At 74.0% G+C, this 20,252-nt stretch carries 18 protein-coding genes; 6 read left to right on the top strand and 12 right to left on the bottom strand.

The window, feature by feature from the left end; translation table 11 throughout:
* Nucleotides 1-149: 149 nt before the first annotated feature.
* Both R3E98_14205 and R3E98_14200 read right to left on the bottom strand, forming a co-directional pair.
* Entirely contained in the window at nucleotides 150-1,664 is a 1,515-nt protein-coding gene (locus R3E98_14205) for an ATP-dependent DNA helicase RecQ (GenBank protein ID MEZ4424557.1), read from the bottom strand.
* A complete protein-coding gene (locus tag R3E98_14200) occupies nucleotides 1,661-2,746 on the bottom strand; it encodes a dipeptidase (GenBank protein ID MEZ4424556.1) in 1,086 nt (361 codons plus the stop codon). The genes R3E98_14205 and R3E98_14200 overlap by 4 nt, the downstream gene beginning before the upstream one ends.
* A 188-nt stretch (nucleotides 2,747-2,934) precedes the next feature.
* Here R3E98_14200 and R3E98_14195 point away from each other — a divergent pair, with 188 nt between their 5' ends.
* Nucleotides 2,935-3,546: an outer membrane beta-barrel protein gene (locus tag R3E98_14195; protein MEZ4424555.1), complete on the top strand. Its 612-nt coding sequence runs from the start codon at nucleotides 2,935-2,937 to the stop codon at nucleotides 3,544-3,546.
* Nucleotides 3,547-3,642: 96 nt separating this feature from the next.
* Here the strand turns inward: R3E98_14195 and R3E98_14190 are convergent, their stop codons facing one another.
* The 7 genes from R3E98_14190 to hemC are packed head-to-tail and all read right to left on the bottom strand — an operon-like array spanning nucleotide 3,643 to nucleotide 10,456.
* Nucleotides 3,643-4,089 carry an META domain-containing protein gene (locus R3E98_14190; protein ID MEZ4424554.1) on the bottom strand — a complete coding sequence of 149 codons (447 nt, stop codon included), beginning with the start codon at nucleotides 4,087-4,089 and terminating at the stop codon, nucleotides 3,643-3,645.
* Complete coding sequence (gene hemG / locus R3E98_14185) at nucleotides 4,089-5,501, bottom strand: protoporphyrinogen oxidase (GenBank protein MEZ4424553.1); 1,413 nt, start codon at nucleotides 5,499-5,501, stop codon at nucleotides 4,089-4,091. Before hemG ends, R3E98_14190 begins: the two co-directional genes overlap by 1 nt.
* Before the next feature lie 7 nt (nucleotides 5,502-5,508).
* Nucleotides 5,509-6,540, bottom strand: a complete 1,032-nt coding sequence (gene hemE / locus R3E98_14180; protein MEZ4424552.1) for a uroporphyrinogen decarboxylase — start codon at nucleotides 6,538-6,540, stop codon at nucleotides 5,509-5,511.
* Nucleotides 6,537-7,766 carry a glutamate-1-semialdehyde 2,1-aminomutase gene (gene hemL, locus R3E98_14175; GenBank protein MEZ4424551.1) on the bottom strand — a complete coding sequence of 410 codons (1,230 nt, stop codon included), beginning with the start codon at nucleotides 7,764-7,766 and terminating at the stop codon, nucleotides 6,537-6,539. The genes hemE and hemL overlap by 4 nt, the downstream gene beginning before the upstream one ends.
* Before the next feature lie 55 nt (nucleotides 7,767-7,821).
* Complete coding sequence (hemB, locus tag R3E98_14170; GenBank protein MEZ4424550.1) at nucleotides 7,822-8,790, bottom strand: porphobilinogen synthase; 969 nt, start codon at nucleotides 8,788-8,790, stop codon at nucleotides 7,822-7,824.
* Between the two features lie 11 nt (nucleotides 8,791-8,801).
* Nucleotides 8,802-9,548, bottom strand: coding sequence for a uroporphyrinogen-III synthase (locus tag R3E98_14165; protein MEZ4424549.1), 747 nt, complete (start codon nucleotides 9,546-9,548; stop codon nucleotides 8,802-8,804).
* Entirely contained in the window at nucleotides 9,545-10,456 is a 912-nt protein-coding gene (hemC, locus tag R3E98_14160) for a hydroxymethylbilane synthase (GenBank protein MEZ4424548.1), read from the bottom strand. Before hemC ends, R3E98_14165 begins: the two co-directional genes overlap by 4 nt.
* A gap of 141 nt (nucleotides 10,457-10,597) precedes the next feature.
* Here hemC and R3E98_14155 point away from each other — a divergent pair, with 141 nt between their 5' ends.
* A complete protein-coding gene (locus R3E98_14155; protein MEZ4424547.1) occupies nucleotides 10,598-11,275 on the top strand; it encodes a biliverdin-producing heme oxygenase in 678 nt (225 codons plus the stop codon).
* Here R3E98_14155 and R3E98_14150 read toward each other — a convergent pair.
* Genes R3E98_14150 through R3E98_14140 form a run of 3 tightly spaced genes read right to left on the bottom strand, consistent with a single transcriptional unit; the run spans nucleotide 11,254 to nucleotide 15,690 of the window.
* Complete coding sequence (locus tag R3E98_14150; GenBank protein ID MEZ4424546.1) at nucleotides 11,254-13,431, bottom strand: GAF domain-containing protein; 2,178 nt, start codon at nucleotides 13,429-13,431, stop codon at nucleotides 11,254-11,256. The genes R3E98_14155 and R3E98_14150 overlap by 22 nt on opposite strands.
* Nucleotides 13,428-14,795 (bottom strand): transcriptional regulator PpsR, encoded by a 1,368-nt coding sequence (gene ppsR / locus R3E98_14145; GenBank protein MEZ4424545.1) that lies wholly within the window; start codon nucleotides 14,793-14,795, stop codon nucleotides 13,428-13,430. The genes R3E98_14150 and ppsR overlap by 4 nt, the downstream gene beginning before the upstream one ends.
* 58 nt (nucleotides 14,796-14,853) lie before the next feature.
* Nucleotides 14,854-15,690 (bottom strand): hypothetical protein, encoded by an 837-nt coding sequence (locus tag R3E98_14140; protein ID MEZ4424544.1) that lies wholly within the window; start codon nucleotides 15,688-15,690, stop codon nucleotides 14,854-14,856.
* A 213-nt stretch (nucleotides 15,691-15,903) separates the two neighbouring features.
* On the opposite strand from R3E98_14140, the gene R3E98_14135 reads away from it, so the two are divergent.
* The 4 genes from R3E98_14135 to R3E98_14120 all read left to right on the top strand — a co-directional run bounded on the left by R3E98_14135 (nucleotide 15,904) and on the right by R3E98_14120 (nucleotide 20,128).
* Nucleotides 15,904-16,176, top strand: a complete 273-nt coding sequence (locus R3E98_14135; GenBank protein ID MEZ4424543.1) for a hypothetical protein — start codon at nucleotides 15,904-15,906, stop codon at nucleotides 16,174-16,176.
* Between the two features lie 145 nt (nucleotides 16,177-16,321).
* Nucleotides 16,322-17,290: an ATP-binding protein gene (locus R3E98_14130; protein ID MEZ4424542.1), complete on the top strand. Its 969-nt coding sequence runs from the start codon at nucleotides 16,322-16,324 to the stop codon at nucleotides 17,288-17,290.
* On the top strand, nucleotides 17,280-18,998 hold the full coding sequence (locus R3E98_14125) for a VWA domain-containing protein (protein MEZ4424541.1): 1,719 nt from the start codon (nucleotides 17,280-17,282) through the stop codon (nucleotides 18,996-18,998). Before R3E98_14130 ends, R3E98_14125 begins: the two co-directional genes overlap by 11 nt.
* On the top strand, nucleotides 18,995-20,128 hold the full coding sequence (locus tag R3E98_14120) for a methyltransferase (protein ID MEZ4424540.1): 1,134 nt from the start codon (nucleotides 18,995-18,997) through the stop codon (nucleotides 20,126-20,128). Before R3E98_14125 ends, R3E98_14120 begins: the two co-directional genes overlap by 4 nt.
* Nucleotides 20,129-20,252 lie beyond the last annotated feature (124 nt).

Genomic DNA, 20,252 nt, shown 5'->3' with positions numbered 1-20,252 from the left:
GTCACCGGCGGAACGGACAGGCTCCCTCCCGTACGGGGGGGTCGAATGGCTGGTTTCAGGGCCGGGGTTCCATGGGGGTCTCAGGGCCGGGGGGTCCATGGGCGGCGTCGGCGTACCCCCGGTGACGCGGTCCGGGGCTCGTGCCGGTCTCAGCCGCCGATCCCCTCCATCTCGGCCACCGCGTCCAGGAATGCCTGCCCGTAGCGCTCCAGCTTGGCGGGTCCCACCCCCGGGACGTCCAGCAGCTCGGCGGCGCTGCGGGGTCGCAGGTCGGCCATGGCGCGCAGGGTGCGGTCGTTGAAGACGATGTAGGCGGGCACGTTCTGGCCGTCGGCGATCTGCTTGCGCACCTCGCGCAGGCGGTCGAACAGCGGGCTGTCGTCTTCGCTCGCTGCGGGGCGCTCGGCCCGGTCCCGGCTCCCCCGGCCGCTGCCGCGGGCGGGCATGCCCTCGGCGGCCAAGGCTTCCAGCGTGGTGCCGGTGCAGACATCGCAGGCGTCCCCGCACGCCTCCAGCGTCTCGTCGAAGTAGCCCAGGATCGCGCGGTGGCGACACCCGCCGTTCTCCACCAGGCGGAACAGCCCCCGCGTGGCCTGCAGCTTCATGTGGTACTGGTCGGGATCCTCGATCCCGTCGAGGAAGCGTTCGTGCAGCTTCACGTCCGCCCACGAGTAGAACAGGAAGCAGTCGCTGGGCAGCCCGTCGCGGCCGGCGCGCCCGATCTCCTGGTACCAGGACTCGACGTCCTTGGGCATGTCGCGGTGGATGACGAAACGCACGTTCGACTTGTCGATGCCCATGCCGAACGCGATCGTCGCCACCACGACGTCCACGTCGTCGCGCGCGAACGCATCCTGGCTGCGTGAGCGCTCCTCGTCGGAGAGCCCGGCGTGGTAGGCCACGGCGTTGACGCCCTTGCGGACCAGGAAGGCGGTGGTCTGCTCCACGCCTTTCCGCGACAGGCAGTACACGATCCCGCGCTCGCCCTTGCGGGCGCGGATCAGGCCGAGGATCTCGGCCCGGGTGTCTCCTTCGCCCTTCTTGCGGCAGTAGATGCGCAGGTTGGAGCGGAAGAAGGAGCCCTTGAACCCCTTGGGCTTGACCATGCCGAGCTGCGCGAGGATGTCGCGCGCCACCGGACGTGTGGCCGTCGCGGTCAGCGCCAGCACCGGGATGCCCTGCAGCTCCTGCTTGAGCCCACGCAGACTCCGGTACGCCGGCCGGAAATCATGCCCCCACTGCGAGATGCAATGGGCCTCGTCCACCACGATCAGCGACAGGGGCCAGCTCTGCATCTCCCGGCGCAGGAAGCGCGTGAGTGCCTCGGGTGCCAGATACACCAGCTCGTAGGCGCCTGCGCGCAGACCGGCCAGGCGGCGTTGGCGCTCTTCCGCGTCCAGGGAGGAGTTGATGGCCGTGGCGCGGAAGCCGAGCGCGTCCAGCGCGTCCACCTGGTCCTTCATGAGCGAGATGAGCGGGGACAGCACCAGCACCGTGCCGGGGAGCAGCTTCGCGGGGATCTGGAACGTCAGGGACTTCCCGGCCCCGGTGGGCATGACCGCGATGCAGTCGTGGCCCTCCGTGACGGCATCGATGATCAGGCGCTGGCCTGGCCGGAACTCGCGGTAGCCGAAGACGGTGTGCAGGACCTCGTCCGCGTTCATGCGCTCCACGTCTCCCCGAGCACGCGCACCCAGTTGCGCCAGGCGATGCGCTCCAGGTCGCGTTGATCGAAGCCGGCGGTCCGGAACGCGTCGAGCAGCCGCGGCAGCGCGGTCACGTCCGGCAGATCCCCGGGCATCGTGGCCCCGTCGAAGTCCGAGCCCAGCGCCACGTGCCCGATGCCGATCCGGTCGGCGACGTACCGGGCGTGCCGCACGATCTCGGAGAGCGACGTGGGGCGGGAGGCGTCTCCGTCCGCGCGCAGGAAGCCGACATGGAAGTTGATGCCCACGAGGCCGCCGCTGGCCCCGATCGCGTCGAGCTGCGCGTCCGTGAGGTTGCGCGGAGAGGCGCACAGGGCGTGGGCGGCCGAGTGCGTGGCCACCAGCGGTGCGTCGCTGATGCGCGCCACGTCCGCGAAGCCCGCGGCGTTCAGATGCGACAGATCCACCAGGATGCCGAGCCGTCCGCATGCGGCCACCAGCCGCCGCCCCGCGGACGTCAGACCCGGGCCGACGTCCGGTGTGCCGGGGAAGTCGAATGGCACCCCGTGACCGAAGGCGTTGGGTCGGCTCCAGACCGGCCCCAGCGAACGCAGACCGGCGGCGTACAGCACGTCCAGCGCCTCGAGACGCGTGTCGATCGCCTCGGCGCCCTCGATGTGCAGGATCGCGGCGAAGCGGCCCTCCGCCAGACAGGCCTGCAGCGCAGGGACGGAGCGCACGACCTCGACCCCTCCTTCGGCATCGCGCTCGATGCGCAGGAGGTCGGAGATCACCCCCAGCGTGTACGCCAACGCGCTCCGGCGCGCCGGCGGCCGCTGCATGGGCACCGTCCACGCACCGGGGACGGTGCGGCCCTGCGCATCCAGCCGGGGCACCGGCTCCGGCCGCTCGCCGGAGGACGGCGTGAACACGGCGCAGAATCCACCCGCGAGACCGCCGGCTCGGGCCCGGGGCAGGTCGATGTGGCCCTGCGCGCTGCGCTCCAGGAAGGAGGGCCGTTCCGCGGCGGTGGTGTTGCGGATGCGGGTGAGCGTGTCGTTGTGGCCGTCGAGGACGGGAATGGGCGTGGGAGCACTCATGGCCCACAGTCTCGCCACTTCGGCCGGGCGGGTCCACGGCCGGCGCGCGCCGGAACCTCCCCGCCCCCCGGCCACGTATCACTCCTGCACCCGCGGGTGGTCTTCCTTCCCGGGACCCCGCGCCATCCTCGGCCGCTCACGGCGGCCCCGGGTGCGGGATGGCGCCGGCCCCATCGGATGAACGTTCCATGTCGCGATGCGCTCCGTTCCTCCTCGCCGGCGCCCTCGCGCTCGTGCCCCCGGCGCTCCAGGCCCAGAGCACGCTCGGATTCCGCGGCGGCGTCAGCATCGCCAGCGCCGACGTGGACGACCTGTCCGGCAGCCTGGAGGAGGAGAACCGCACCGGGTGGTCGGTGGGGACCTTCCTCGCGCTCGGCAACGGGCTCTTCGTGCTGCAGCCGGAGCTCTCCTTCACCGAGAAGGGCTTCGAGCTGATCGGCGCGAACGCGGTGGAGGTGAAGCTGCGCTACCTCGAGCCTTCCCTGCTGCTCAAGGCCGGAGTGCCCCTCGGCCCGGTGCGCGCCGACGTGTTCGGGGGCGTCGGCATCGGGTTCGAGGCCTCCTGCAGCATCGACGGCGTGGACTGCGACAGCAGCGCCTTCGGCCTCGAGACCACGACGGACTGGTCGGCCCTGTTCGGCGCGGACGTGGGACTGATGCTGGGCTCGTTCTCGCTGTGGGGCGACGTGCGCTACGCGATGGGGCTCACGGACATCGAAGAGGCGTCCGACGTGTGGGACGGCATCGAGAACCGCAGCTTCCTGGTCCAGGTGGGTGTGGGGGTGCCGCTGTCGCGCTGAGGTCGGCCGGAGACCGCGGCACGTGGGCTCGCGTCCGCGAACCCGTGCGCAGTGGACCGCCCGAGGCGGGGCCGCGCGCCATGGCCCGCCTCGCCTTCAGGAGGCCGGGCGCAGGCGTGCCAGCAGCACGCCCCCCGCCCCCTGGAGGACGAGCTCGTCCCCGACGAGGGCGGAGGCGCGCGTGCGGTCCAGCGCGTCCAGGAACGCGGTCTCGACCGCGGTCACCGGCTCCGGACAGGCCATGCGCGTGAGGGCCATGCCCCCGAACGTGAGGCCGCCCCCGTCGGAGTTCCACGAGCCGGCCATCGGGTTGCACCCGCTGTGACCGGCCGCCTGCCCGGCGTCGAGGAACTCCAGCGTGGGCCTACGCGGCGCCTGGGCCGGATCCACGCCTCCCTGGAGGAACGTCACCTCCCAGCGGGTGCCGGCGAGCGCCGGGCTGACCGCCGCCGCGGGCTCTCCCCCGGCGGCGGGGGGATCCGGGGTCTCGCCGCAGGCACCCACGACGAGCGCGACCCACGGAACGAGCACACGGAGGCGCATCAGGATGGACTCCCGGCGGCGAGGAGGCTGGACGACCTCCCTACGCTAGCGGAGGTCCCCGCGGGCCGCATCTCGCCCGCGACAGCATCGGCCGTCGCGCGCCCGGAGGCCCAGCACCCGGGGACGCTCACGCCGCCGCGCCAGGAGCCGATGAGCCGCAGGCCGGGTCGCGCCACCTCCAGCCGTCGCACGCGTGCGATGCGTTCGGTGTGTCCGACCTCGTACTGCGGGATCGCGCGCCGCCAGCGGATCACGCGCTCGAAGGCCGGTGCGTCCAGCCCGAACAACGTCCGGTGCTCGTGCAGCGCACGGTCGACCAGCGCCGTGTCGTCCTCGACGAACGCCTCGGGCGCGCGGCTCCCGCCCACGAACGTGGCCGTGAGCACGTGGCCCTCCGGGGCGCGCCCCGGGAAGAGCGAGCTGGAGAAGAGCGTCCCGAGCGTGCGGCGCCCCTCCCCGGTCGGATTCAGGCAGCCGAAGCCACGCAGGACATCGGGAGGCTCCGCGCAGACGAACCCCAGGTGGACGACGGCGACGGGCGCGTACCCGATGCCGTCGAGCGCGTCGGCGGCGGCCCCGTCGAGCTCCCGGACCAGGGCCGCGGCGGCCGGAGCCGGGAGCGCGGAGACGACCGCACGCGCACGCACAGTCCCGCCCGAGCCCGTGTGGACGATCCAGCCACCGGCGTGCGGCTCGAGGGCCACCGCCGGATCCTGCAGCCGGAGCGCCGGCCCGAGCGCCTCGGCGAGTCGCCGCGGCCACTCGCCCAGCCCCTCGCGGAAGGAGACGAGCGTCGGCCGCGGCGCGCCCGCTGCGCGACGGGGACGTCCCCGCAGGCCCCAGCGCAGCAGGCTGCCGTGGGCGCGGACCCCCTCGACCAGGTCGGGCAACGTCGCTGCGGCGGACAACCGGTCGCTACGCCCGGCATAGACCCCGGCCACGAACGGATCCACGAGCCGGTCCGCCACCTCCGGCCCGAGCCGCCCGCGCACGAACTCCGCCACGGTCGGATCGGCACCCGGCCGGGCACGCACGAAGGGCTCGCGCAGCAGACGCAGCTTGCCGCGCGCGCTGAGGAGCGGCGTGCGCACCAGCGCGCCCGGGCCGTGCGGCAGCGCCTGGGGGCGTCCCTTCCACACGACGAATCGGCGTCCGCTCGCCGGCTCGGCCCCGATGCGCGCGGTGTCCCCTCCAAGCCCGTCCAGCTCGGCCAGGAGGTCGGGGTCGGCCACGCGCACGGTCTGGGGACCGTGCTCGATCAGGAAGCCCTCCGGCGTCCGCTCGGTCGCGATCGGCCCTCCCGGGCGCTCGCCGGCCTCGAGCAGCACGACGTCCGCGCCGGACGCGCGCAGGCGCCGCGCACACGAGAGACCGCTGATGCCGGCTCCGAGCACGACGACGTCGGTATCCATGGCTGCCTCAGTCCGATGGGTCGTGCACGACGTCGATGAGATGCGCCACCTGATCCGGATCCACGTCCGGCTCGATGCCGTGCCCGAGGTTGAAGATGTGGCCGGGATGGGTGCCGGCCTCGTCGATGACCCGCCGGGCAGCGCGGGTCAGACCCGCGCGGTCGGCAAAGAGGGCCGCCGGATCCAGGTTGCCCTGCAGGGCCACGTCGTCGCCGAGAATGGCGCGTGCGCGGGACAGGGGCAGGCGCCAGTCGATGCCCACGACGTCGAAGGGCTCGCCCCGCAGGGTCTCCAGCAGCGTGGAGCCGCCGAACGGGAAGTAGATGAACGGCACACCGGTGTCGGCCAGCCCCTGGCGGATCCGCCGCACGGACGGCAGCACCAGCTCCGAGAACGTCTCCGGCCCCAGGAGCCCGCTCCAGGAATCGAAGAGCATGAGGGCCTGCGCCCCGGCGGCGTGCTGCGCCCGCAGATAGGCGAGCTGCACGTCGGCCAGTCGCTCCAGCAGCGCGACGGCCGCGTCGGGGTGCCGGCGCAGGAAGCCGCGGGGCGCCATGAAGGACTTGCTGCTGCCGCCCTGCACCACATAGCAGAACAGGGTGAACGGCGCGCCGGCGAAGCCGATCAGCGGCACGTGTGCGGGCAGCTCGGCGCGCAGGGTGCGCACCGCCTCGAGCACGAACGGGACGGTCTCTTCGGGCTCGGCGGTGCGGAGCCGGTCCAGGTCCGCCGGCGTGCGCACCGGATTGGCGATGACGGGCCCGGGGGCGAACTCCAGGTCGAATCCCATGCCTTCGACCGGAGTCATGATGTCCGCGAACAGGATGGCGGCATCCAGGTCAAAGCGCCGGATCGGCTGCAGCGTGACCTCCACCGCGAGATCGGGCGTCTTCATGAGCGTCATGAAGCCGTGCTGCTCGCGCAGGGCCCGGTACTCCGGGAGGTAGCGCCCCGCCTGCCGCATGATCCAGATCGGACGTCGCGACGGCGCGCGTCGGGCGCAGGCTTCGAGGAAGGGGGGCGGAGACGGATCGCTCATGCTTGCACCTCCGATGCGGCCAGGGAGGCCCGCGCGGCGTCGGCCACGGCGCGGACATCCGCTTCGGTGTGCGCGATGGACAGGAACCAACTCTCGAACGCGCTCGGCGGGAGGTGGACTCCGCGCTCGAGCATCGCGTGGAAGAACGCGGCGAAACGCGCCGTGTCGATGCGCCGCGCATCCTCCCAGCTCCGCACGGGCCCGTCCGTGAAGAACAGCGAGCCCATCGCGCCGACGCGGTTCCAGGTGCCCAGTCCGTGCATCTGCTCGTCCAGGATGGTCCCCAGGGCCTCCAGGCGGTCGTAGAAGTCCGGCTGGGCCTTGATGGTGCGCAGGACCGCGAGGCCGGCCGCGACCGCGATGGGATTGCCGGACAGCGTACCCGCCTGATAGACCGGCCCGCGGGGCGCGATGCGGTCCATGAGGTCGGCGCGGCCCCCGTAGGCGCCCACGGGCAGGCCCCCGCCGATCACCTTGCCCAGTGTGGTCAGGTCGGGCCGGACGCCGTACCGCGCCTGGGCGCCGCCCCAGGCCACGCGGAAGCCGGTCATCACCTCGTCGAAGATCAGCAGCGCGCCGTGTCGGTCGCACAGCGTGCGCAACGCCGGCAGGAAGTCCGGCAGAGGCGGCACACAGCCCATGTTGCCGCCGACCGGCTCCACGATCACGCACGCGACCTCGTCCCGGTGCGCGTCCAGGAGCGCCTCGACGCCGTCGGCGTCGTTGAACTCCGCGACGAGCGTATCGCGCGCGGTCCCCTCGGTCACGCCTGGGCTCGAAGGCACGCCCAGCGTGGCCGCCCCCGACCCCGCCTCCACCAGGAAGCCGTCGGCATGACCGTGGTAGCAGCCCCGGAACTTGATCATCCGGTCGCGGCCGGTGGCGGCGCGCGCCAGGCGCACCGCGCTCATGGTCGCCTCGGTGCCGGAGGTCACGAGCCGCACGCGCTCCAGGGAGGGGATCGCCTCCACCAGCAGCTCGGCCAGCTCCACCTCGCCGGAGGTCGGCGTGCCGAACGACGTCCCATGGGCCAGGGCGCGTTCGATCGCCTCACGCACGGCGGCGTGATCATGACCGAGGATCATCGGTCCCCAGGAACCGACGAGATCGAGATAGCTTCTCCCGTCGACGTCGCGCAGGCGGGCGCCGTGGGCCTCGCGCACGAAGCGGGGTGTGCCGCCGACGGAGGAGAAGGCGCGTACGGGAGAGTTGACGCCACCGGGCATGACCTCCCGGGCGCGCGCAAACCAGGCCTCGCTGGCAGTGGTCGGGCCTCCGGGCTCAGCCACGTGCCTCCTCCTCCCGCAGCCAGGCCGCGGCTTCACGTGCATAGTAGGTGATCACGATGTCGGCTCCGGCTCGCCGGATCGCGAGCAACGACTCCAGGGCCGCGCGACGTTCGTCCAACCACCCGGCGCGCGCGGCCGCCTTGAGCATGCTGTATTCCCCCGAGACCTGGTACGCCGCCGTGGGGCGGCCGAAGCGCTCCTTCACGCGCCAGATCACATCCAGGTACGCACCGGCGGGCTTGACCAGCAGGATATCGGCACCCTCGTCCAGGTCCAGCTCCGCCTCGCGCAGCGCCTCGTCCGTGTTGGCCGGATCCATCTGATGGCTGCGGCGATCGCCGAAGGCCGGCGTGGACCCGGCGGCGTCCCGGAACGGCCCGTAGAACGCCGACGCGTACTTGACGGCGTACGAGACGATCGGCAGCAGCGGGAACCCGGCCCCGTCGAGAGCCTGGCGGATGACCCGAACGCGACCGTCCAGCATGTCGCTGGGCGCCACGGCGGTGGCGCCCGCCTGCGCGTAGGTGACCGCCGCACGGGCCAGGGCCGGCAGGGTGGCGGCCAGGTCGATGTGCGCGTGGGCGTCCAGCACGCCGCAGTGGCCGTGGTCCGTGTACTCGCAGAGGCAGACGTCCGCCCAACGCTCCAGGTCGGGGACCTCCCGCGCCAGGGCCCGCAGCGCCCGCGCGACGGGGCCTTCGGCATCCCAGGCGGCCGTCCCGGCTGCGTCCTTCGCGTCGGGAACGCCGAAGAGCAGCACCCCTCCGACGCCTGCGGTCGCGGCCGCGCGCGCGTCGGCGACGACCTGGTCCACCGACAGCTGCTCCACCCCGGGCATGCTGGAGACGGGCCGTCGGACGTCCTCGCCGTCCACCACGAACAGCGGGAGCACGAACGCACCCGGGTGCAAGCGCGTCTCGCGGACGAGCGAGCGGAGCCCGGGACGAGCGCGGAGACGCATGGGCCGGTTGCTCACGCGCGGGGCTCCGCGAGCGCCCGTTCGACCGCCCCTGCCAGGCCCTCGAAGGAGGCCTCGTCCGCCTCTGCCGGCGCCCACCCCAGGGCGCGCAGGCGCGCCCCCGTGGTCGCGCCCAGCGCCACGCATCGGGCCGAGCGACCCTCGGGCCAGTCGGCCGCCGGGCCGAACCCCTCCGCGGCGGAGGGGCTGCAGAACGTGATGGCGCGGACCTCGCCCGAGGCCAGATCGCTCCGGCAGCGCGCGGCATCCTCCAGGCCGATCCGGGTCTCGTAGGCGGTCACGCGTTCGACCTCGGCCCCGGCCTCCCGCAGGAGCCCGGTGAGCTCGTCGCCCGCCAGCGAGCTCAGGGGAACCAGGACGCGGCGGCCCCGGAAGCTGCGCCCCTCCACCAGGAGCCGGCCCAGCTCCACGGCGCCCGCGGGCCCGGTGCAGGCGACGGCCCAGCCGCGGGCGCGCGCGGCGCGAGCCGTGCCCCGTCCCACCGCAGCCAGACGCGGAGCGGGAGGGGACGTCACCACGGGCAGCGCCTCCACCGCGCGTGCGCTGGTGCAGACGATCCAGTCGAAGGCGTCCAGGCGCGCCAGCGCGTCGGCCAGGGGGGCGGGATCGGAGGGGGGTACGGACCGGACGGTCGGCCACAGATGCACGCGGGCGCCCCGCTCGGCGAGCCGCAGGCCCAGCGGCCCTCCCACGGGCTCCTCCCGGGTCACCGCCACGCCGATCCCGGTCAGGGCGTTCACCCCACCCGCTCCGTCGGGCTCCTCCGCGCCGAGACCAGGCGCGCCGCGCCCCGGGCCAGCAGGCGTTCGGCCAGGGCCTCCCCGAGGCGTTCCGGCTCGCTGGCCGGCCCGGCTCCGCGCTCCTCCAGCACCTCGCTGCCGTCGAGCGAGGCCACCGCGGCGTGCAGCTGAAACTGCTCGGCCCCTCGCGCCAGGGCCCCCAGGGGGGCGTGACAGCCCCCCTCCAGCCGGCGCAGCACCGTGCGCTCGGCCACGGCGGCCGCGCGGGTGGTGGCGTGGTCCAGGCCCGCCACCGTCCCCGCCTCCCCGGTCCGCACCAGGACGGCCACCGCGCCCTGGGCCGGAGCCGGAACGAAGGCGGCCGGGTCCAGCACGTCGGTGACCCGGTCCTCGAGGCCCAGCCGGACGAGGCCCGCCAGGGCGAGGATGGCTCCGTCCAGACGACCGGAGGCGACCACCTCGACGCGGGTCGGGACGTTCCCGCGCAGATCCACCGGCACCAGGTCCGGACGGGCACGCTGCAGGAAGGCGCGCCGACGGGGACTGCTGGTGCCGATCCGGCTCCCGGCCGGGAGCTCGGCCAGGGTGGCTCCGCCGGCGCCGACCAGGGCGTCACGCGGGTCCCCCCGTTCCAGCACGGCCCCCAGGACGATGCCGTCCGGCAGCCGGGTGGGCACATCCTTGAAGGAGTGGACCGCGAGGTCGATCTCCCCATCCAGGAGCGCGCGGTCGAGCTCCTTGGTGAAGAAGGCCTTGCCTTCCACGAGGGAGAGCGGTAGGTCCTGGATCCGATCCCCGGAGGTCTGGACCACGACCAGCCTCGGCTCGGCGTCCAGACCCCCGTCCGCCAGCGCAGCCGCGACCGTGGTCGCCTGCCACAGCGCCAGATCCGAACCCCTCGTACCGATACGCAGTGGACCCTCCCGCCGGTGGCTCGCGGTGCAGACCTCCCACCCCTGTTTCCTGCCAGAGGCTAGAGCCCTGGAGCCCCCAGTGTCAAGACATCTTGTCGTGAAATCGGCTGGACATTTGTCCGCCCCGGAGGGTCGGTGAACGAGCCGGGGATCGCAGAGGACCTGCCCGGGGCGCTCAAGCGGCATACGTGGCCCCTGCACCGGACGGCGGAGCGCAGCGGACTCGTACGGGAGCTGTTGAACCGGCGGCTGCGGGCGGCCCCCTATCACCGGTTCCTGCGCAACCTCCTGCCGGTCTACGAAGCCCTGGAGGAGGGGCTGGCGTCGGCCGGTTCGGTCCCCGCCCTCGCGGCCCTGCAGGTCCCCCCCCTCGGCCGGTCGGCCGCGCTGGTCGCGGATCTCGACACCCTCGCCGGACCGGGGTGGGCGCAGCGCCTGCCCGTCCTCGAGGAGGGCCGCGTCTACGCGGAGCGGGTACGGGAGACGGCCGTCCGGTGCCCCGAGCGCCTCCTGGCCCACGCCTACGTGCGCTACCTGGGCGACCTCAACGGCGGTCAGATCCTGGCCCGGCTCGTCGCGGAGCAGCTGGAGCTCCAGGGTGGGGCGGGCGTCGCGTTCTACGACTTCGGCGCCGTGGGCACGCCTCGCGACCTCGTGGAGCGATTGCGGGAAGGGCTCCGGCAGGCCGGCCGGCACCTGCTCGACCCCGCGGGGATCCTGCAGGAGGCGGAGGAGGCCTTCCGCCTCAACATCCGACTGTCGGAGGCCGTGCTGTCCAGCGGCCCGGAGCCTCAGGCGTCGTCGGTACCGTAGCGGAGCAGATGCTCCAGCAGGCGCAGCGAGCGGTCCGCGGAGTCGCGCACCCCTTCCAGCAGCCCGGGGATCCGTAGACGCTCCACTCCGTCGGCGATCTCCAACGCGGCCGAGCGGGCGTTGCCACTCAGCAGGGAGTGCAGCACACGGTAGGGCACACCCCGCTCGGCATCCCACGACCCGTCCCGGCCGGGAGCGGGATGCTCCAGGATCCGTTTCTGCAGCCGACGACGCAGCTCGTCCGCATCCTTCTGCAGCGTGAGGTCCGCGAGCAACACCACGTAGCCGAGCGGGCGGTCGGGCGCCGTCGTCACGCAGTCGATCTGGACCAGGAACGGCCGGCTGCGGTCCTCTTCGGCCCGGACGACCTCGCCGCGCCAGGAGCGCCGGGTGTCGAGCGCCGCCGAGACGCCCTCGCGCAATGCAGGATCGTTCCCGAACAGCCCCGGCAGCTCGTCCAGGTAGCGCAGACGGGCCGCACCGTCCCCGAGCGCGGCGACGACCGGTGCGTTGACCAGCAGCACCTGCCCGCGCGGGTCGGTGATCACCAGGCCCTGGTCGGAGTCGCGCATCAAGCGATCGACGCGGGCGACCTGATCACGCGCGATGAGCATCCGCACGGATCGGAACTGCAGCATGATGTTCCCGATCGACTCGCCGATGAGCCGCGCGGTGGCGAGGTCGGCGGGCGTCCACCGCGCCGATGTGCCCTCGACGAGCTGGTGCCACTGCGCAAACGAGCGCCGCGGGGAGAGTGTGCTGGGATCGTCACCGATCACGACGGCCTTGTTCGGATCGCCGCCCCACGTCACGACCCGCACCTGCTCGGGGCGCAGCCAGACCAGCATCTCGCCGGCGGCGCTCAGACGCACAGCCAACACGCCACTCGCGATGTCCGCCACGTCGCTCAGATCCGGAGCCTCGCTCCCCAGCGCCGCCGTCGCCACCACTCCGTCGGCGGGCCAACCCCGCGTCAGGACCCACTCCTGCACGCGGCGCAGCTCCGGCGTGCCCGGCACCTCACCCGCCGTCAGGACCTGACCGTCCTCGAACAGTGCGAGTCCCGTCGCATCCACCGCGCCGAGCAGGGTCTGCGGGTTCTCCACCAGCACGGCGCGCCAGTCGCCATGCGCGGCGATCGCCTCGGCCAGGCGCTGCTCCATGCGCCGGACATCGAGCTCCACGCGTGCCTGCATCACGCTCTCGAGCGCGGCGATGCGCATGCTGACCGCCTCACCGATCAGCTCGCAGATCGAGCGCATCTCGTAGGAGATCGCGCGCGGTGCGTAGTGGTGGCACGCGATGAGCCCCCACAACCGGTCGCCCACCACCAGGGACACGACCAGCGTGGCACCCACGCCCATGTTCTTGAGGTACTGGATGTGGATCGGAGACATGCTCCGCAGCACACAGAGCGACATGTCCAGCTCCCGCCCGGTGTCGGGGTCGACGCGCGGCAGGACGGGACAGGGCTCGTAGGCGACGTCGACCAGGACGCGGCTGCGATTGCGCCGGTAGAGCCCGCGCGCGATCTGCGGGATGTCCGTGGCCGGGTAGCGGTTCCCGAGGAACGCTTCGAGATCCGCCCGGCGCTCCTCCGCGACGACCTCGCCGTGCCCCTCCTCGTCGAAGCGGTAGACCATGACACGGTCGTACCCGGCGAGTCCGCGCAGCACCAGGGCCACCTCGTCGGAGAGCTGCTGCAGGGAGGCGCGCGGCAGGATACGATCGAGCGCCGTCTTGAGCAGGTCGGCGGCGGCGAGCGGTGGACCGGCACGCTCGAGCTCCACCACCAGACCGCCGCTCGCCGGGCGATGGAGGAACACGTCGAACGGGCCGCGTTCACCGTGCGTCCAGCGGAAGGCCAGGGCCCGTTCCGCCAGATCCTGGTCCATCCGCGCGCGGATCGGCCCGACGAGATCCGGGAGAACGTCGGCGAGCGGGCGGCCGTGGGGGGTCTGCGGCCCGAGCAGGTCCGTGATGTTCAGGCTGGCCTGACGGATCACCAGGTCGGGCCCCGCCAGCACGAGCAGCATGCCGTGCGGCTGGATCGAGCCCGCCAGATGGATCTGCTCGCGCTCGCAGTTGGCGAGGCTGGCCTCACCGAACGCCGGCCCGTGCGCCGGCCCGGGGTGGAGTTCGCCTCCGGCGCTCACGTCAGCGGCGAATCGTCGTCCGCCGCGCCCGAGATGTGGTAGCGCTTGAGCTTCGCATAGAGGCTCTGGCGGCTGAGTCCGAGCAGCTCCGCCGCGGCGGTGCGGTTGCCGCCCGTGAGGTCCAGCGCTCCCTCGATGTAGTGGCGCTCCACGACGCCGACGGTGTCTCGCACCAGGCGACGCAGCGTCTTCTTCCCGATCTGGTCGGTGAGCGGGCGCAACGACGCGCCCAATCGGTCGGGTGCCGGCTCGCCACCGCTGGCCAGGCGCCGGCCGACGTCGCGGACGACGACCGCGAACATCTGCGGTTGGCCCTCGGGAACGCCCGCGCCCGACAGCTCCACGTCCACTTCGCCGCCCAGATCTCCATGGATCACCGTGGAGAAGCTGCGGATGGCGCCGTGGCGCTGCGCGCTGGCCAGGAGCACCGTGAGGTCGGCGCCGGGACGGCCCAACCACCGACCCAGGCTCTGACCGACCGCGCGACCTTCGGCTCCGAGCTGGGCGAAGTCGAGGAACGAGCGGTTGGCGCGCAGGATGACGCCCTTGCGATCGACCACGACGAATCCGTCGGGGGATGCCTCGAGGAGGCGCTCCAGGTCGACGCCGACCTCCTCGGCCGGGGACTCCGTCGCGTCCGAACCGAGCTGCACCAGGAAAAGCGGCTCGCCCTCGGTCCGCATCAGCGCGACGCGGATGGCCCAGGCGGTTCCGCTCGGCCCCAGGCGCACCTGCGGAGAGGCGGCCCTGCCCTGCTCCCGTGCCCTGCGCAGCAGCAGCTCCACCCCGTCCCGCTCGTCCGGAGCCACGTCCTGCAGGAACGGACGTCCGGTCAGATCCGCGACTCCCTTCCCGTTGGCGCCGAGGACGGCCGCGGCCGCCGGATTGGCTTCTTCGATCCGGAGCGTGTTCGCGTGCACGAGCAGCACGGCGTCGCGGGAGGCCGTGAACAGCAGCCGGTACCGCGTCTCCACCTGCCGCAGCTTCCAGTAGTCCCGCTCGAGGGCCTGCTGGGCGGCCACCAGGCGGGACTGGAGCTCGGCCACGGCCTGCAGGCTCTTGCCGATGGCCACGACGCCGCCGCTGCCACTGGGCACGGCGGTGTACTCGATGGGGAGCTCGCGACCGCTGGGGAAGCGCTGGTTGATCTGCCGGAAGGCGGAGACCTGTCCGGACTGCGCGCTCTGGAGGATGCGGCGGATCTTGTCCGGGCCGGCGTCGACCGTGGTCTCGCTCCAGGACCGCCCGATCCAGTCTTCCGAGGTCTCGCCGACCAGGGCCCCCGAGAAGCTGGCATCGACGATGCGGCCCTCGGGCTCCACCACGAGGAGCACGTCCGGGCCGGGGGACTCTGTCGAGATCATGGGGGGAATGCGCCTCGCCGCTCGTGTAGGAGGATCCGCGGAGCGGGAGCGGTCCGGATCATGGCTCGGGGGCCGTCCCGAGCATCCGCTGCGCCGCTTCCGTTCCTTCGAGAAAATCGTATGCGATGGCGTCGAGGTCCAGCGAGGCCCGCACATCGGACGTCCGCCCCACCGCGCGGCCACCGGCGATGACCCGGAGCCCCGGTCGGCGCGAAGAGCGCCGCACGAGCGCCACTTCCGCCCGCAGCGTCTCGTCCGAGACCGACGAGGCCGACAGGGCGACCACGTCGACCTCGCCCGGCACCGCGAAGGCATCCGCCCAGCTCGGGGCGAACGGAGGTCCGAGCAGGACCTCCCATCCCCGCCGCCGCAGCACCTCGCCGAAGAGGATGGCCGCGAGCGTATGGACCTCGCCCGTCGGGGTGCCGACCAGCACCCGCCCCACGAAGGCGTGGGGGACGTCGGGCGAGAACCGGGCCTCCAGCCGCCGCACCTGTCTCTGCAGGCGAGCCAGACCCAGGGCGACATGGCCGAATCCGATCTGATCGCGCTCCCACATCCGGCCCAGGCGTCGGGCCGCGGCCGGCATGGTCTCGAGCAGGAGGGTATCGACGCGGACGCCGTCGTGGACCCAGCCGGCGAGGAGGGCGTCGACGTCCTCCTCCGAGCCCTCCAGGAGGACCTCCACGAGGCCGTCGCCCACGGGGTGCAGGTCGCGGCGCTCGTCGATCTCGGCCGGCCCTACGCTCGGGTGCCCGGCGAGAAGCGCCGGCAGGAGGGCCTGCTCGACCCGCACGAGCTCCGACGGCGAGAGGCGGATGGCGGTCGGAGGCGCGCAGCGGCGCGCATCCCGCGCGGGCGCGGAGCGGGAAGGCGGGACTGGATCGAGGCGCATGAGTCCACTCCGACGCGGGGAACGTCGGGGATGATCGGGAGCCCCCGGCTCCGCCGCAAGGGTGGTTGTCAGGCCCGACCCCGGGCTGGCGGGGCAGCCGAGTGTCAGGCATTCTTGACGTACGACAACTCGATCACACACCGGATCGAGTTGTGTGGATCTGACACTCCGGAACCACGGGCCCGGAGCCTCCGAAGGGGGAGCGTCGTGACCATGACATTCGAGATCGCCGAGAGCCGTCCTCGGGGCCGTGAGCTGGTCCTGGCCGGCGCGCTCTCCGACGGGATCCTGGTGACCGGGATGCGCGCCTGGAATCCGTCGGTCGGGACCGGGGGCGTCCACGCCCGCGTGGTGGAGATCGAGCAGTTCCCCGAGCGGGGTCCAGGCCAGGACATCCAGCTGACGCTGGAGCCCCAGGACGCGGCGGCCGAGCCGGATTGGGGCGCCGCGCTCCGCAAGGGCGACGTCCTCCGCCTGGACTACTGAGCCCGGTGGGGGCCCGACGTCACCCGGGCCCGGCGGGCGCCCGGGCGCGCGGCGGACGACCCGGCGCGTCCCCCGGCCGGCCCGCCGAAGGGAGGCATCCGTGAAGGCACCCTATCCCTTCTCCGCGTTGGTGGGGCAGGAGGAGATGAAGACCGCCCTGCTGGCGGCGGCCATCGACCCCGCCCTCGGGGGCGTGCTGGTCCTCGGGCATCGCGGCACGGGCAAGTCCACGGCCGTGCGGGGACTCGCGCGCATCCTGCCGCCCCTGCGGGCACGCCCCGGCTGCCCCTACCGCTGCCCCCCCGACGATCCCGCCCCCTGCGCCTTCTGCCGCAACGGGGCCGGGCCGGTGCGCAGGGTGGAGGTGCCGGTCGTGGATCTGCCCCTGGGCACCACCGAGGATCGGCTCGTCGGCACGTTCGATCTCGAACGAGCCCTGCGCACCGGGGAGCGGGCCTTCGAGCCCGGGCTGCTGGCGTCGGCCAACCGTGGCTTCCTCTACGTGGACGAGGTCAACCTGCTCGAGGACCACCTCGTGGACCTCCTCCTGGACGTGGCCACGACCGGGGAGAACGTGGTGGAGCGCGAGGGGCTGAGCGTGCGCCACCCCGCCCGCTTCGTGCTCGTGGGGAGCGGCAATCCGGAGGAGGGCGACCTGAGGCCCCAGCTCCTCGACCGGTTCGGCCTCTCCGTCGAGGTGACCACCCCCACCGACCCGGACGAGCGCGTCGAGGTGGTGTTGCGCCGTGACGCCTACGACCGCGACCCGGAGGGCTTCTCCCGCCGCTGGAGCCGACAGGACGGGCGGATCCGGAAGCGGCTCCTGGCCGCCCGCACGGCCCTCCCGGGTGTCGACACGCCGCGGGCGGTGGTGCGCGCCGCCACGGAGCTGTGCCTGGCGCTGGGGAGCGACGGCCTCCGGGGCGAGCTCACCCTGATCCGCGCGGCCCGGGCGCTGACGGCCTACGAAGGGCGGCCGCGGGTGGAGGCGGGGGATCTCGCGCGGGTGGCGCCGTCGGCCCTTCGCCACCGGCTGCGCCGGGATCCGCTCGACGAGACGGGCTCGACCGTCCGCGTCGAGCGCGCGGTCCGCGAGATCCTGGATGGACGCTGAGGCGGCGGCACCCGGCACCGACTGGCTGGAGCGCGCCGCGCGCGCCCTGGCCGCCTGCCCCTCCGGGCTGGGCGGCGCGATCCTCCTGGCCCCCTGGCCGCACGAGCGCGACAGCTGGCTGGACCGGCTCGCGGCCCTCGCCGGCGGATCTGCCCCCGGTCGCCTGCCCCCGGGCACCGAGCCGGAGCGCCTGACGGGCGGTCTGGACGTGCTGGCCAGCGTGCGCCGCGGCCAGCCGGTCCGGGTGCCCGGGCTCCTGGAGCGCCACCGCGGGGGCCTGCTCGTGGTGCCCCAGGCCGGTCGGACCCCCGCCGAGCTGCGGGCTCCGCTCCTCCAGGCCCTGGAGGGGGAGGCGGTCGGGATCGTGGCCCTGGAGGACGATCCGGCCGAGCGGGTGCATCCCGCCCTCGTGGACCGGGTGGCGTTCCTCCTGGCGGTGCCGGCACGCTGGCGCCCCGAACCCCTTCTCGACGAGGGGCGGGAGGCAGTGGCGCGCGCGCGGGAGCGCTGGAGCCGAGTCCAGGTCTCGCCGGACCAGGTCCGCACGCTGGTCGAGCGCGCGGCCCGCCTGGGGATCGCATCCCTGCGCGCGCCCCGCCTGGCAGTCCGCACGGCGCGCGTGCTGGCCGCGCTCGCAGGCCGGACCGAGACGGCCGCCGTGGATGTGGAGGAGGCCGCCGCCCTGGTCTTCTCCGGACGGACGGCAACCGCGTTGCCCGATCCCCCGGACGCGGAGGGTGTGCCCGAGCCCGGGGAGGCCACCCCACCACCGCCCGACCCCGCCCCGCAGGCGGGCGAGGACGCCTCCCCCGAAGCGGAAGGCGAGGCCGCTCCGCCCGGTTCGGACGGGGCCGACCGGCAGGTCGAGACCGAGCGGCTGCGCATCCCTCCCGAGCTCATCCGGCCCCCCGAGGCCTCCGGACGCGCCCGCGGAAGCGCCGCGGGGCGCGAGGGCGCGCAGGGCCGGGGAGGCGAGCGCGGGCGGACCGTGGGGACCCGCTCGGGCGAGGGTGGACGTCGAGGCCGGCTCCACCTGATCGAGACGCTGCGCGCGGCCGCGCCCTGGCAACCGCTGCGGCGCAGCGGGACCTCCACGGAGCGCCTCGACGTGCGGGCCCAGGACCTCCGGCTGCGGGTGATCGAGCGTCCCGCCGCCACGCTGACCGTGTTCGTCGTCGACGCGTCCGGGTCGCAGGCGCGCGCGCGTCTCGGCGAAGCCAAGGGAGCCGTGGAGCTGCTGCTGGCGGACAGCTACCGCCGCCGTGAGCAGGTGGCGCTGGTGGCCTTCCGCGGACGCGAGGCCACCGTGGAGCTGCCGCCCACCCGCGCGCTGGCCCGCGCCCGGCGGGTGCTGGGCGGCCTGCCCGGTGGGGGCGGCACGCCACTCGCCGCCGGGCTCCGGCTCGGGCGGCTCCTGGCCGAGCGGGCGCTCCGGGAGGGGGCGCGCCCGCGGCTCGTGCTCCTCACGGACGGGCGGCCCAACGTCGACCTCGCCGGGTCCGGGGATCCGGTCCGGGCCGCCGCGGACGCGCTCCTCGAGGCGCGCCGGGTGGGCGCTGCCGCCCTGCCCTGCCTGCTGGTGGACACCGGGGTCCGGCCCCGCGACTCCGTGGCGGACCTGGCGCGCGCCCTGGGCGCGCGGCACGTCCGCCTCCCGCGCGCGGACGCCCACACCATCCGTGCCGCCGTGGCCGGGGTGCCGTCGTGAGCGGGTCCACGAAGGACGCGCCCTCCTGGCTGGACCGCCTGCACGACCGCTGGGCGCGCCTGCTGGCCGACCCCGCGTTCCAACGGGCCGCGGCCGCCTTCCCGCTCACCCGTCCCATCGCGGTCCGCCGCTCGCGGCGCCTGTTCGACCTGAGCGCCGGCTTCGTGTACACGCAGACCCTGCTCGCCTGCTGCGAGCTGGACCTGTTCTCCCGGCTCCTCGAGGGTCCGGCCGACGCCGACGCGCTGGCGGCGGGATCCGGGATCGCCGTGGAGCGACTCCGGCGCCTGCTGGACGCGGCGGTCGCGCTGAAGCTCCTGCGACGGCGCGCCGACGGTCTCTACGGGCTGGGGCGGCACGGCGCCCCCCTGGCCGGCAACCCGGGGCTGCGGGCGATGCTGGCCCACAACCGGCTGCTCTACGAGGACCTGCGGCGGCCCATCCCGCTGTTGCAGGGCGCCGACGGCACCGACCTGGCGCGGTACTGGCCGTACGCGGGGCGGGCCGACCCCACCACGCTGAACGCCGAGGACGTGGCGGCCTACAGTGGACTCATGGCGGCGTCCCAGGAGTTCGTGGCCGCCGAGGTCCTGGATCTCTACCCGTTCGGACGGCACCGCGAGGTGCTGGACGTGGGAGGCGGCGAGGGTGCCTTCCTGGCCGCCGTGCGCGCCCGCCACCCGGGGCTCCGCTTGGCCCTCTTCGACCTCCCGGCCGTGGCGGAGCGGGCACGGAGCCGCCTGGCCTGTCCCGATGCCTCCTGCCCGGAGGTCCGGATCGCCGGAGGCGACTTCCTCACGGACGCGCTCCCGACGGGGGCCGACCTGGTCACGCTCGTCCGGATCGTCCACGACCACGACGACGACGCCGTCCTGACGCTGTTCCGGGCCGTCCGGGCCGCCCTGGCTCCGGGCGGACGTCTCCTCGTGGCCGAACCCATGTCGGGCGTCTCCGGAGCCTCCACGGTGGGACCCGCCTACTTCTCGTGGTACCTCCTGGCCATGGGGACCGGCCGTCCCCGCACGCCCGCAGAGCTGGCCCGGCTTCTCCGCGCCGCCGGCTTCGGGCAGGTCGGCCGGGCCCGCACCCGCAATCCGGTCCTCGCCTCGGTCCTGACCGCTTCGCTCTGACCCGGCCTCCGGGTCGGGGCTCGCCGCTACTCCCTGCCTGCCCGCCAGGGCGGGGCTCACCGCCACCGGCATGCTCCGGGTTGGGGGGCGGGGCCGGGCCGGTCGGGGCCCGTTCGCGGGCTGC

Source organism: Gemmatimonadota bacterium (genome assembly GCA_041390125.1).
In the GTDB taxonomy this organism is placed as follows: domain Bacteria; phylum Gemmatimonadota; class Gemmatimonadetes; order Longimicrobiales; family Gaopeijiaceae; genus JAGQIF01.
Note: the sequence above shows the minus strand (reverse complement) of the source record. Positions and strands in the feature narration are given on the sequence as shown.